Annotated in this window: 11 protein-coding genes; 5 read left to right on the plus strand and 6 right to left on the minus strand. The window is 62.1% G+C overall.

Annotated features, from left to right (window positions below; all coding sequences use genetic code 11):
- Positions 1–169: 169 nt before the first annotated feature.
- A complete protein-coding gene (locus ABCN07_RS03680) occupies positions 170–511 on the plus strand; it encodes an ArsC/Spx/MgsR family protein (RefSeq protein WP_343005418.1) in 342 nt (113 codons plus the stop codon).
- A gap of 158 nt (positions 512–669) precedes the next feature.
- Complete coding sequence (locus ABCN07_RS03685; protein ID WP_343005419.1) at positions 670–1,632, plus strand: 3-hydroxyacyl-CoA dehydrogenase; 963 nt, start codon at positions 670–672, stop codon at positions 1,630–1,632.
- 160 nt (positions 1,633–1,792) lie between these two features.
- On the opposite strand, the gene ABCN07_RS03690 is transcribed toward ABCN07_RS03685, so the two are convergent.
- Positions 1,793–2,377, minus strand: a complete 585-nt coding sequence (locus ABCN07_RS03690; RefSeq protein WP_343005420.1) for an NUDIX hydrolase — start codon at positions 2,375–2,377, stop codon at positions 1,793–1,795.
- 269 nt (positions 2,378–2,646) lie between these two features.
- On the opposite strand from ABCN07_RS03690, the gene ABCN07_RS03695 reads away from it, so the two are divergent.
- The 3 genes from ABCN07_RS03695 (at position 2,647) to pflB (ending at position 6,806) form a co-directional block, all read left to right on the plus strand.
- Positions 2,647–3,387 (plus strand): Crp/Fnr family transcriptional regulator, encoded by a 741-nt coding sequence (locus tag ABCN07_RS03695; RefSeq protein ID WP_293815151.1) that lies wholly within the window; start codon positions 2,647–2,649, stop codon positions 3,385–3,387.
- Between the two features lie 336 nt (positions 3,388–3,723).
- Positions 3,724–4,455, plus strand: coding sequence for a pyruvate formate-lyase-activating protein (pflA, locus tag ABCN07_RS03700; protein WP_343005421.1), 732 nt, complete (start codon positions 3,724–3,726; stop codon positions 4,453–4,455).
- Positions 4,456–4,535: 80 nt separating this feature from the next.
- Positions 4,536–6,806, plus strand: coding sequence for a formate C-acetyltransferase (gene pflB / locus ABCN07_RS03705; protein WP_343005422.1), 2,271 nt, complete (start codon positions 4,536–4,538; stop codon positions 6,804–6,806).
- Between the two features lie 292 nt (positions 6,807–7,098).
- Here pflB and ABCN07_RS03710 read toward each other — a convergent pair whose 3' ends face one another.
- The 5 genes from ABCN07_RS03710 to ABCN07_RS03730 all read right to left on the minus strand — a co-directional run bounded on the left by ABCN07_RS03710 (position 7,099) and on the right by ABCN07_RS03730 (position 12,835).
- The gene (locus ABCN07_RS03710) at positions 7,099–7,944 is read right to left on the minus strand and encodes a LysR family transcriptional regulator (RefSeq protein ID WP_330027498.1); all 846 of its coding nucleotides are present in this window, start codon (positions 7,942–7,944) and stop codon (positions 7,099–7,101) included.
- 225 nt (positions 7,945–8,169) lie between these two features.
- Positions 8,170–9,417, minus strand: a complete 1,248-nt coding sequence (locus ABCN07_RS03715) for an amidohydrolase family protein (protein WP_293834966.1) — start codon at positions 9,415–9,417, stop codon at positions 8,170–8,172.
- Between the two features lie 142 nt (positions 9,418–9,559).
- Complete coding sequence (locus ABCN07_RS03720; protein ID WP_343005423.1) at positions 9,560–10,999, minus strand: APC family permease; 1,440 nt, start codon at positions 10,997–10,999, stop codon at positions 9,560–9,562.
- A gap of 280 nt (positions 11,000–11,279) precedes the next feature.
- Positions 11,280–11,957 (minus strand): ABC-2 transporter permease, encoded by a 678-nt coding sequence (locus ABCN07_RS03725; RefSeq protein ID WP_343005424.1) that lies wholly within the window; start codon positions 11,955–11,957, stop codon positions 11,280–11,282.
- Positions 11,954–12,835 (minus strand): ABC transporter ATP-binding protein, encoded by an 882-nt coding sequence (locus ABCN07_RS03730; protein ID WP_343005425.1) that lies wholly within the window; start codon positions 12,833–12,835, stop codon positions 11,954–11,956. The genes ABCN07_RS03725 and ABCN07_RS03730 overlap by 4 nt, the downstream gene beginning before the upstream one ends.
- Positions 12,836–12,841 lie beyond the last annotated feature (6 nt).

Here is a 12,841-nt window from a genome sequence, read left to right on the forward strand (position 1 = left end):
CCTAGACAACCCACAGCATGCGGGAGGCCTCCCTATTTGTCACTATCGGGGTGTAAACAACCTATTGGCACATAACACCTAGCCCGCCCGGCGCTGCCTGCCCGCACGCTCGGCAGCGCCAAACCCGCGCCCGAAAACGTCGCCCCTCCCCAACCACTCCGAGGTACGCATGAACATCCAGATATTCGGCACCAAGAAGAGCTTCGACACGAAGAAGGCCCAACGCTGGTTCAAGGAGCGCCGCATCAAGTTCCAGTTCATCGACCTCAAGGAGAAGGAGATGAGCAAAGGCGAGCTCAGAAGCGTCTGCCAGGCAACCGGCGGCATCGACGCCGTGCTCGACCCCAAGGCGAAGGACGAGGACACACTCGCCCTCGTCCAGAACCTCGCCGAGAGCCAGCGCTTCGACAAGCTCCTCGAAAACCAGCAGCTCCTCCGCGAGCCGATCGTCCGCAACGGCCGCGCCGCGACCGTGGGCTACGCCCCCGAGGTCTGGGGTACGTGGGAGTAGCACCTCCAGCAACCACACACGAGCCATCCCCTACCACCCGCAAGTCTGTTGCCAATGACGTCGCCTGCTTCCAATATGCTTTACACATTATCGGCAATCGCAGGTATGAGCGGTAAGCGACCTCTTCAATAGGCCTGCGCACATATTTAGGGGGAATCATGAGCTTCAAGAAGGTCGTTGTCGCGGGCGGCGGCGTGCTCGGCAGCCAGATTGCGTTCCAGGCGGCTTATTGCGGGTTTGACGTCACCATCTGGCTTCGCAGCGAGGGCAGCATCGGCCGCACGCAGCCCAAGATCGACAAGCTGCTGGATACCTATCGCAACGAAATCGAGGGCATGGCAGCCGGCACCGCCACCTGGTGCGCCGGCATCGCCGACTCCGACAAGCCCCTCGACAAGGAAGTCTGTCTTGAGCGTGCCCAGGCTGCCCACGATGGCATTAAGCTCGAGCTTGACATGGCCACCGCCGTTGCTGACGCCGACCTTGTGATCGAGTCGATGGCAGAGGACGCCAAGGCGAAGGTCGAGTTCTACGAGAAGCTCGCCCCGCTCCTGCCCGCCAAGACCGTCATCGCCACGAACTCCTCCACCCTCCTGCCAAGCCAGTTCGCCAAGTACACCGGCAGGCCCGACAGGTACCTGGCGCTTCATTTCGCCAACTCCATCTGGAGGAACAACACCGCCGAGGTCATGGGGCAGGCGTCGACCGACCCGGCCCGCTTTGACGAGATGCTCGAGTTCGCCAACCAGATCCGTATGATCGCGCTGCCGGTTCGCAAGGAGAAGAACGGCTACCTGCTGAACTCCATGCTCGTACCGTGGCTGCTTTCCGGCCTCGACCTGTGGGCGAGCGGCGTGTCTGACCCGAAGAGCATCGACATCGCCTGGGAGCACGGCACCGGCGCCCCCAAGGGCCCCTTCCGCGTCATCGACACCGTGGGCCTCAACACCGCCTACAACATCGTGCTTCAGTTCCAGAGCGTCCCGGGCCTGCTCAACCCGCTCTTCAAGAAGATGATGCTGCCGTACAACTACAAGGAGATGGCACGTCTCCTCAAGTCCATGATTGACGAGGGCAAGCTCGGTATGAGTTCGGGCGAGGGATTCTACAGCTACGAGTAGGTCACGCCCCGGGACCGGAGCGGCAGCGGCAACGGGTCCCGCGGCGCGCGGCACCGGAGCCAGGGCCCATCGCAGCCCCGGCTCTGCCGCAACGCACGGCGCGCACAAACGACGAAGCCTCCTGGCGATTTCGCCGGGAGGCTCCGCGCATTAGGTCCCGTCACTTTGCCCCGAGCAGCGCCTTCGAGCGCCCGACGAGCTTCGCGTAGACACGCTCACACATCCAGGGCTCGTTCGAGAGCTTGCAGACGTCATCAATCGAAACCCACCTGAGGCCGCTGTTCTCGTCCGGCTTCTCGCGAAGCGGCTCGAACGGGTCGGCAACGAAAAGGTAGGTCGCGTTCAGGTGCACATGGGAGCTCACGTAGCTCCCGCGCTTGACGTGCCCCGCCACGGGCAGGGCCTCGACGGACAGGATCGCGCCCTCGCCCAAACCCTCGCTGACAAGGCGAGCGCCCGCGACCCCGGTCTCCTCCTCGAGCTCGCGCGCCGCGACCGCCGCGAGGTCAAAGTCACCGTCCGCATGGCCGCCGACCCAGCTCCAGGAGTTATAGATGTTGTGATAGCACAGGAGCGTCCGCTCGCCGGTGGCGTCGACCGTCCAAGCAGACGCCGTGAGATGCGCGAGCGAACCGCGGAGGGCAACCTCGGGGTCGTGCTCGAGGCGATCCAGCATGAGCGCCCTGTCCGCAACCTCCTGGTCGCATTCCGGTACGAACGCACGAACGTCATCAATGAGCGCCATGACAGCCTCCCCGTGGGCAAAGGATGAGTAAACACCAGGATATCGCAGCGGCGCGGCCCCTTCGCGCCCGCATTCGCCAAGCGTGCGCGAAGTGGCATCTCGCCATTCCCGTGGCACCATCGCAAGCATCCGGCATCAGGACCCCACATGCCCCGCAAGCAGGACTTTATTCTGTATTTGTTGCGCAGCGCATAGCATATGCCATTGGCATGGCGACACTTTGGATACACTCGGAAGAGACAGCCTGTTTGGTAACGGAGTGTGTCACGATGACGATCGAAGAATCGAGCGCCAATAGCAACCGCGTCTGCGCGGGCGAGGGCCACGATTGCGCCTTCAGCCGCGCGGGCAGCTCCTGCATGGACAACATCCGCCTTTTCGCAGACCTCCCCGCAGACGCCAAACGCGAGCTCCTCTCCTGCTCGCGCCATTCCGTCCACGAGGAGGGCTCCATCATCGTCCACGAGGGCGATCCCATCGAGAGCATCATCGTCGTGCGCTCCGGTCGCATCAAGACCTTCCGGACGGGTGCCGATGGCGAGGAGTACGTGCTCAGCGTCCTTCATGATGGCCAGGCCCTCTGGCACGGCATGTTCCTCGAAGACCACGTCTATCACTACTCGGTCGAGTGCCTCACGCCCGCCCGCCTCTGCCGCATCCATCGCGCGGATTTCGAGTCCCTCCTCGCCCGCCACCCTGACGTGGCGCTCGGCCTTATCCGCATGGTCTGCACGGAGCTCGATGACGCCGAGCAGCGCATCATGATGCTCTCCATCCGCGACCCACGCCGCCGCCTCGCCCAATACCTGCTCGTCCGCGACCAGAGCTGCGTCGGCCCCGAGATTCACCTCAAGCTAGATGACATCGCAAGCTCCATCGGCCTGCGTCCGGAGACCGTCTCGCGCAACGTCGCCCGCTTCGTGCGCGAGGGCCTCGTCGAGCGCGTGGGCAGGGGCCGCCTGCTCGTCACGGATCATGACGGCCTCGAAGCGGTCGCGGGCGAAGAGTAGCCTCCGGGAGCCATATCCGCACTCGGACACGCCTTTTCGCCCCGCCGCCACCTCCTCCACAAGTCATTCACAAACCCGCCTCCGTTCGCCGACACAAACGCTACGCTCGCGATTTGTCTCACGAACCGGTGTTGGAATCATGCCATTCGCCCGAAAAAATACGCCGTTCGCAGACACACCGCTAATGTTGCCATTACATTTCTTCGCTCCTTGATTTCAGTCAAGGAAGACCTCAATCAGGCGAACTACATTCTTCTCGTTGATTGGGTGATGGGCCAAGTGCCCGTCCGCTCACGCCATGGCAACTTGCCACGGCGAGAATAACGAGGAGGCGTCATGCAAGGCAGGGTTCACTCGACGGAGTCTTTCGGCTCGGCTGACGGCCCCGGCGTTCGTTTCCTTATCTTCCTTCAGGGCTGCCCCATGCGCTGCCGCTTCTGCCACAACCCGGATACCTGGCGTACCGAGGGCGGCACCCTCATGGGCGTCGACGAGCTCCTTGACCGCGCCGAGCGCTACAGGAGCTACTGGGGCCCCGAGGGCGGCATCACCGTCTCCGGCGGCGAGGCACTCGCCCAGGCAGAGTTCGTGGCCGAGCTCTTCGAGGCCGCACACGCCCGTGGCATCAACACCTGCCTCGACACCTCCCTCGCCCCGTTTACCCGCGAGGAGCCTGCCTTCTCGACGCTTCGTCGCGTCTTCGACGCCTGCGACCTCGTGATGGCAGACATCAAGCACATCGATCCCGAGCGTCACCGCTGGCTCACCGGCCGCGACAACGCCAACATCCTCGACTGCCTCACCTGGCTCTCCGAGCAGGGCAAGGCGATGTGGATCCGCCAGGTCCTCGTGCCGGGCATCACCGACGGCGAGACCTCCCTGCACCAGACTCGCGACTTCATCGCCTCCCTCGGTGATGCCGTCAAGCGTGTCGAAGTGCTCCCGTATCACACGCTGGGCGTCTTCAAGTGGGAAGAGCTCGGCATCCCCTATACCCTCTCCGACGTGAAGCCGCCCTCCCACGAGGACGTCGTCCACGCGGAGCAAATCCTCAGGGGACTCAACTAGGTAAACCTCTTCGGCGCGGGGCGCGTCGGAGAACGTAACGAGCGCCGAGTCCGATGGGCAGCGGCGCAGAAGGAGGAAGCATGCAGCTTCGCGAAGAGTGGAAGGGCTTCAAGGGAGGCCACTGGGTCGACGACATCAACGTCCGCGACTTCATCCAGAACAACTACACCGTCTATGACGGCGACGAGTCGTTCCTCGCCGGTCCCACCGAGGCCACCGACGAGCTCTGGGGCAAGGTCCAGGAGCTCCAGGCCGCCGAGCGCGCCAACAACGGCGTCCTCGAGTGCGAGACCGAGATCGTCTCCGGCCTGACCGCCTACGGCCCCGGCTACATCGATGCCGACCACAAGGAGCTTGAGAAGATCGTCGGCCTCCAGACCGACAAGCCCCTCAAGCGCGCCTTCATGCCCTACGGCGGCATCAAGATGGCCCAGCAGGCTGCCGAGAACTACGGCTTCCACGTCAACGACAAGTACAATCAGATCTTCAACGAGTATCGCAAGACCCACAACCAGGGCGTCTTCGATGCGTACACCCCCGAGATGCGCGCCGCTCGTCACTCTCACGTCATCACCGGTCTCCCCGACACCTATGGCCGTGGCCGCATCGTCGGCGACTACCGTCGCGTCGCCCTCTACGGCATCGACCGCCTCATCGCCGGCAAGCAGTACGACCTCGCCAACTGTGGTGGCCGTACCATGACCGACGACGTCGTGCGCAACCGCGAGGAGATCGCCGAGCAGATCCGTGCCCTCAAGGGCCTCAAGGAGATGGCCGCCATCTACGGCTTCGACATCTCCAAGCCCGCCACCAACGCCCGCGAGGCCGTCCAGTGGCTCTACTTCGGCTACCTCGGTGCCATCAAGACCCAGAACGGCGCCGCCATGTCCGTGGGCCGCGTCTCCACGTTCCTCGACATCTTCATCCAGCGTGACCTCGAGGCCGGCACCATCACCGAGTCCGAGGCCCAGGAGCTCATCGACCACCTCGTCCTGAAGCTCCGCATCGTCAAGTTCGCCCGCATCCCGTCCTACCAGGCCCTCTTCTCCGGTGACCCGGTCTGGGCCACCCTCGAGGTCGCCGGACTCGGCCAGGACGGCCGTAGCCTCGTCACCAAGACGGACTACCGCTTCCTCCACACCCTCGAGAACATGGGCCCGGCCCCCGAGCCGAACCTGACGGTTCTCTACAGCAAGCGCCTGCAGGAGAACTTCCGCAAGTACGCTGCCAAGATCTCCGTCACCACCTCCTCCATCCAGTACGAGAACGACGACGTCATGCGTCCGGTCTGGGGCGACGACTACAGCATCTGCTGCTGCGTTTCCGCCACTGAGACCGGCAAGGAGATGCAGTTCTTCGGCGCCCGCGCTAACCTCGCCAAGTGCCTCAACTACGCCATCAACGGCGGCAAGGACGAGAAGTTCCTGGACAAGCAGGGCAACCACATGCAGGTTGGCCCGGAGTACTCGCCCATCACGAGCGAGTACCTCGACTACGACGAGGTCATGCACAAGTTCGACCTCATGATGGACTGGCTGGCCGACCTCTACGTCAACATCCTCAACCTCATCCAGTACATGCACGACAAGTACTTCTATGAGGCCGAGGAGATGGCCCTCATCGACACCAACGTCCGTCGCACCTTCGCCACGGGCATCGCCGGCTTCTCCCACGTTGTCGACTCCCTCTGCGCCATCAAGTTCGCCAAGGTCAAGACCATCCGTGACGAGCAGGGCATCGTTGTCGACTACGAGGTCGAGGGCGATTTCCCGAAGTACGGCAACGACGACGAGCGCGCCGACGACATCGCGGTCTGGCTGCTCAAGACCTTCATGGCCAAGATCGCCAAGCACCACACCTACCGCAACTCCGAGCCCACGACCTCGATCCTGACGATCACCTCCAACGTGGTCTACGGCAAGGCCACCGGCGGCACCCCTGACGGCCGCAAGGCGTTCACCCCGTTCGCCCCGGGCGCCAACCCGGCCTACGGTGCCGAGCAGAACGGCCTGCTCGCCTCGCTCAACTCCGTCGCCAAGCTCCCCTACGAGTACGCCCTCGACGGCATCTCCAACACGCAGACGATCAACCCGTCCGCCCTCGGCAATGACGACGAGCAGCGCGTCACCAACCTCGTGAACGTTCTCGACGGCTACTTCGCCAACGGTGCCCACCACCTCAACGTCAACGTCTTTGGCGTCGAGAAGCTCAAGGACGCCATGGAGCACCCCGAGAAGCCCGAGTACGCCAACTTCACCATCCGCGTCTCCGGCTACGCCGTGAAGTTCATCGACCTCACCCGTGAGCAGCAGCTCGACGTCATCGCCCGCACCTGCCACGAGCGCCTCTAGAGACAAGCTGCGGCAGAACGCCAGCGAATCCGCTGACGGCACATACGTCAGTCTCCTAGGCGCCTAGGCGCCCGCACAAAGCAGAGGGAGTCCGTCTCAGACGGGCTCCCTCTTTTGGTATCACCAATATGTAGGAACGACGCCGCCCGATCATCAGAGCTCACCAGTCCAACATCGACTCAGAACAGCCAGCTTGTCCGGCGAGCAGGACCCACCGAGCCCGCTCGATTGGTTGAGAAGCGACCAATCGCCAGCATCCGTCCGCACCCAGACGAGAAGCCCGGCAGAGCGCCTACAGATAGTCCAAGAAGGCCTGAGCAGCGAGGCTCATCTCGGTGGTACGGCGGCGCACGAGATAGAGCACGCGGCTCGCAGGATGCGAGAGGTGTCGCACTTCGATGTCGTAGTTGGTACGCTCGAGAGCAAGGCTCGGGAGCAGGGAAACGCCAAGACCAGCCTCGACCATCGCAAGGATCGCGGAGATGTTACTCGTTTCGCAGCTGATACACGGACCTTTGAGCTCGCGCTGGAGAAGCGGGGCGGTTTCCGTGTCAGCAATAAAGCGTTCGCCGAGAAGCGCGTCTACAGGAATCTCGATGGGAACCTGAGGGAAATACCCCGGAGGCGTCACCGCCACGATCTCATCCTTATCGTATGCGGAGGAAATGAAGCCCTCCCCTTCTAGCTTGCTGGGAATGAAGGCCATATCGACCTCGCCGGCAATAAGGAGGCGCTCCGCCTCGCCGTAGGTGCACTCGTTAATGCTGATCTCAATGCCGGGATGTTCCTCGACGAACCTACCAAGCGGCTTGGGGAGACGAAGAGACACGACGCTCGAGGGGGCCGCAATGGCAAGGCTGCCGTCTTCGAGCGACCCCATATTAGAGACGCGCCTGCCGAGAAGATCATATGCCTCGCAGGCATTGCGAGCATCTCCCAGAAGGCGCTCGCCATCATCGGTAAGCGCAAGAAGGGGCCCATGGCGCTCGAACAGGCGAACTCCCCACTCGTCCTCAAGGCTCGCCACAGAGCGACTCACCGTGGACTGCGCGGACCCAAGCTTCTCTGCCGCACGCGAGATGCTACCTAGATTGGCAGCCTCAACAAACGCTCGAATTTTGTGAACGCTAGATTCCACAGCGTTCCTCCCCCGGGAACAGCTTGACCACTCATGCGAGTTCAAGTTTACGTATGTTACAGCTTTATAACAAAAAACAAACTCCCCCTCGCGGACAATTCCGCGAGGGGAAGCTGGGGGACATACAAGTGGCTAATTAGAAGAGGGGGCGGACGGCGGGCGACAACAAAGGTTGGGGGGTATCTCGCCCACCGTCCAGGGGGCATCTAATTAGCCATGGCAATCTTACAGACCGCCCTTGATGACCTTCTCGCCCTCCTTCATGATGACGTCCATGTTCTCAGGCTTGAGGTCGTGGATGTCACGGGCAACGTCGCCGTTGACGACGAGGAGGTCAGCGAGCTTACCAGCCTCGAGGGAGCCGAACTCATCCTCGTGGTGGACCATCTTGGCGCCGTTGAGGGTAGCGGCCTTGATGGTGTCGAGAATGGTGACGCCGGCCTTGTCGACGAAGTCATACATCTCGTCGATGGTGACGTAGCCGTACGGGGTGACGAAGGAGAAGGAGTCGGAGCCGATGGTGAGCGTGACGCCCATCTCGTTGGCGCGACGGAGGTTGGCGTAGGTGCGCTGGAGCTCACGCTCGATGACGGTGTCGCCGGGGTAGCAAGCGTTGGCCTCGGTCTCCTCGGGCGGGTAGGTGGCGTACCAGGTCGGCAGGAAGCCGATGGTCGGGGTGAAGAAGGTGCCCTGCTCGGCCATGAGCTCCATAGTCTTGTCGTCGAGCTCGAAGCCGTGGATGAGCTGCTCGGCGCCGAAGCGGACGGAGTCGTAAGCGGCGCTCACGGAGTTGTAGGAGTGAGACCACAGAGGAATGCCGGTGATCTTGCACTCGTCAGCAACGGCCTTGATCTCCTCGGTGCTCATGAGCTGCTTGCAGCCGGAGTCCCAGCGCCAGATGCCGCCACCGGTCGCCCAGATCTTGATGGCGTCGGGGTTCTCACGAAGGCGCAGACGGACGGCGTGACGGAGCTCCCACGGACCGTCGACCTGGTCGCCCCAGGGGTGAGAGTCCTTGGAGACCTGCAGCGGCAGGTGGTGCGAGTCGCCGTGACCAGCGGTGCGGCAGAAGCCAAGGCCGGTGGCGTAGATGCGGGGACCCTTCATGACGCCCATGTTGACGAGGTCACGGATGGCGATACCGTTGCGTCCGATCTCGCAGACGGTGGTCAGGCCGTGGGTGAGGCAGTCGTAGGACTGCTTGACGGCGCAAGCCTGCTTCTGGGCGACGGACTCGATGACCCAGTCGTTGTCGTCGTCGGTGAGGTTGCCAGAGAAGTGCAGGTGGGTGTCGATGAGGCCCGGCATGACGGTCTTGCCGGTGCAGTCCTCGACCTCGTAGCCAGCGGGCACCTCAGTGCGAGCGCCAGCGTAGGTGATCTTGTCGTCGTCAACGAGGACGAGAGAGTCGTCAACCGGAGCAGCGCCGGTGCCGTCGACGAGCCTACCACCAACAAATGCGAACTTGCCCATTTCTTTCCTCCAATACGAGATTCCAACCAAACTACTTGCTTGTATTACTCACGCGTTTCTTACGCGCTTGGAGCCTAAGTACTTGGTACAGGTCGAACTAGAGAGTGCGGGGGGGAACTGAGTGCGGGGGGGGGGGGGGGAACTAGGCCGTAGCCTTCTGCTTGCCGAAGACGGCAAGGATGACGAAGCCGATAGCAAGCCAGCCGAGGGTCAGAGCCCACTCGATCGGCTTAAGAGCGGCCGGCGAGAACGGGACGACCATGAGGCCGATGATCAGCAGGCCAGCGCCCATGGCACAGTAGATGCCGAACATGCCACCGTTGACCTTGTACGGACGCGGAAGGTCGGGCTCGGTCTTGCGAAGCTTCATGCAGGCGAAGCCGGCCATGGTGCAGGCGAACACGAAGCCGAGGGCAGCGACGTTCGTCAGCGGGACGAGCATGTTGTTGCCAAGGAACGGACCAACGAGGGTCAGGACGCCCATGACAGCGACGGCCTTCTTGGGGACACCGGAGCCCTCGTCGATGACGGCGAAGTCAGCGGGGAGCATGCCCTTGCGGCCGAGGGCCAGCATGAGGCGGGTGGAAGCGCCGAAGAAGGAGTTCATCGGGCCCAGAGGTCCAAGCGTGGCGATGATGAGCATCGCGATGTAGAAGAAGAGGTTGATGCGCTCGAGCACAGCCAGGGCGGGGACCGGAGCCATAACGAACTCGTGCCAGTCGATGATGGTGCCGAAGCTGTAGATGCAGATCAGGTAGAAGGCACCAGAGGCGAGAAGAGCGAGGGCCGGGATGAGGCCGAACTTCTTCCAGTCGATGTTCTCAGAGGCCTCCTCAGCCTGCTGAGGGATGGTGTCGAAGCCCGCGTAGAAGAACGGGGTCATGACGAGAACTGCAACAATGCCGCTCATGAGGCTCGTAGCGGACGTGGAGGTACCACCAGCAGCGTCAGCTACCTGGGAGAACACGGGCATGGCGTGGCTCGGGGAACCGGTCATGAAGCTGATGACCATGGCGAGGACCATGCCGGTCAGAAGCGCCTTGGTGAGGAAGCTGGAGAGCTTAGCAGCGGCGCCAGCGCCCTTGAGGTTCATGAAGATGACGAGCACGGCGAAGCCAAGAGCGATGACTGTCGGCCAGAGGTACACGTCGGCGCCGAGAATCGTGTAGAGCTTAACGCTCGTGAGCCACGAAAGAATCTCGAACTTAGCGAAGCGGGTGGTCAGAAGCTTCGAGATGGCGATAGCCTCCCAGGGGCAGAGGGGCGCGTTGCCGAGAAGAAGCATCCAGCCGGTGATAAAGCCCATCTTGCGGCCGTACGTACGCTCGACGTACTCGATGATGCCGCCGGAAATAGGAATAGCCGCGGTAAGCTCGCCGAAGACCATTCCGATGGGCACGAGAAGGATGGAGCCGAGAGCGAAGGCGATCATTGCGGGGATAGGACCGCCGCCGAGCACCATCCAATCGCCCACGAGAAGCACCCATCCGGTGCCGATGATTGCGCCAAAGCCGATGGTGAAGAAGTTGAAGAGCGTTAGCTCCTTCTTCATCCCTCCGGCGCTGGCCTCCTGTTCTGCCATAACTTGTCTCCCTTCGTCTTTAGCAGTTTCTCCTGCTGGCTTTGATTCTGGTCAAGGAGACGAAGGGACAAAAGAAGCCGGGGAGTCCGCTCGATCTGAGCGGTATCAAACGGCCCGCGAATGGTGTTTGTTTCATGAAGGTAACATCGAAGCATTCGATGGCAGTCTCACAACGCCTGCATAATCGCAGGTAGATGGCGTACTAGTCTTGCAGAAGCATGCATGGGGACAAGTTAACGTGCTTTTAACGGGCTTTCGCACTAAAAATGAGCATTACTGACTAAAGGTCTTTTTTCTCGTATATCCCCAGGCTCACGACATAGCTCACACCGTATGCGAGCAACGAAATCACACCCAGAAGGGCAAGGGACGCCACGCGGTTCTGGTCGATCCAGCCCAGCATTACCGCGGCCTCTTCGCTCGTGACCATGTTCAGTCCAACCGCAATTGCAGACGAAGCAACGAGCAGCGCCGCGCATGCAAAAGCCCTTGCGCCACGCGCTCCCCCAAACTTCGTGAGGAATGGAATCGCAATCGCGCAGACGATTAGGCCACACGCCATCGACGCGAGCGATGAGGCGAGGACCTCGGCAGGTGCTACCAGCTCTGGCGATTTAGCCTGTGGCAACGCCGCAAATAGGCACTGGAGTGCCAAGCTCACCACAGTTCCCAAGAGCGCACCCGCAAAAGCCAGGACGAGCACCGTCGCATACCGACCCGCCACGATCTCCCTCCGCGAGAGGGGCAAAGTCGCTCGAAACCTCCCCCAGTTGTTCTGGTCCTCATAGCCCGCAAGGGAAAATGCGCACAGCGACGTCATCATCGCGCTGACACTTCCCGCAACCCCCACGCCACCAGAGCCGATCATCATAAACGCGCTGGCAAAGACCAAAGTCACGATAATCGAGGGCATAAAGGGAGCGAGCGTCCTCAGATCACAGGAAACGGCATTTTTCATCGGGTCTCCCCCTTCAGGAAGAAGTGCAGGTAGTCGTCAATGCTTGCGTAATCACAGGGGATGTCGGGAAAGGCCTCGGCGAACTCGAAGCGATCGGGCACGAGAACGTCGCAGGCAAACTCGCGTCGGATCACTCGGGCGCCGACAACGCAGGATAGGACCTCGCCAAGCTGCGCCTGGGTGCATCGCGCCACGCCGGCCGTGTCCGTGATGTCCTCTCGGGCGACATCAAAGAGGATCTGTCCCCCATCGATCGCCACCACGCGGTCCGCAATGCGTTCCAGGTCCGTCGTGATGTGGCTCGAGAGCAGCACGCCGTAACCCTCCTCGCTTGCGAACGCGCGGAACTGATCAAGGACTTCGTCACGAGCGATGGGGTCAAGGCCAGCCGTCGCCTCATCGAGAACCAGTAGCTCAGCTTCGTGCGAGAATGCCACCGCGAGCTGCAGCTTCATCCCCATGCCACGCGAGAGGTCCTTCACCTTGGTCTTGAGACAGAGGCCATACTCCTCACACAGACGCTCGAAGCGAGCTTGATCCCAGGATCTATACGCGGCCGACACGCAAGCCGCGGATTGCCGGACGGTGTGGTCTCTAGGGAACGGGCACCCGTCAAGCACCACGCCCACGCGAGAGCGAACGTCTCTCTGGCACTCGCTCGAGACGTGGGCGCCAAACGCGTTGCCGAACAGGCTTAGCTCACCGGAGTCAAGGGGTAGAAGACCGAGGGCGGCGCGAATCGTCGTGGTCTTACCGGCACCATTTGCCCCCACGAGGCCCACGACCTCGCCCTCTCCCACCGCGAGGTTAACGCCGTCAAGGGCAAAGGAGCCATTCACACGACGGCGTATGTCGCGCATTTCAAGCAGGTTTATCATCGTCGC

Origin of the sequence: Collinsella sp. 1033st1_E11_1033SCRN_220408, from assembly GCF_039062465.1 — a bacterium.
Taxonomy (GTDB): Bacteria; Actinomycetota; Coriobacteriia; order Coriobacteriales; family Atopobiaceae; genus Parolsenella.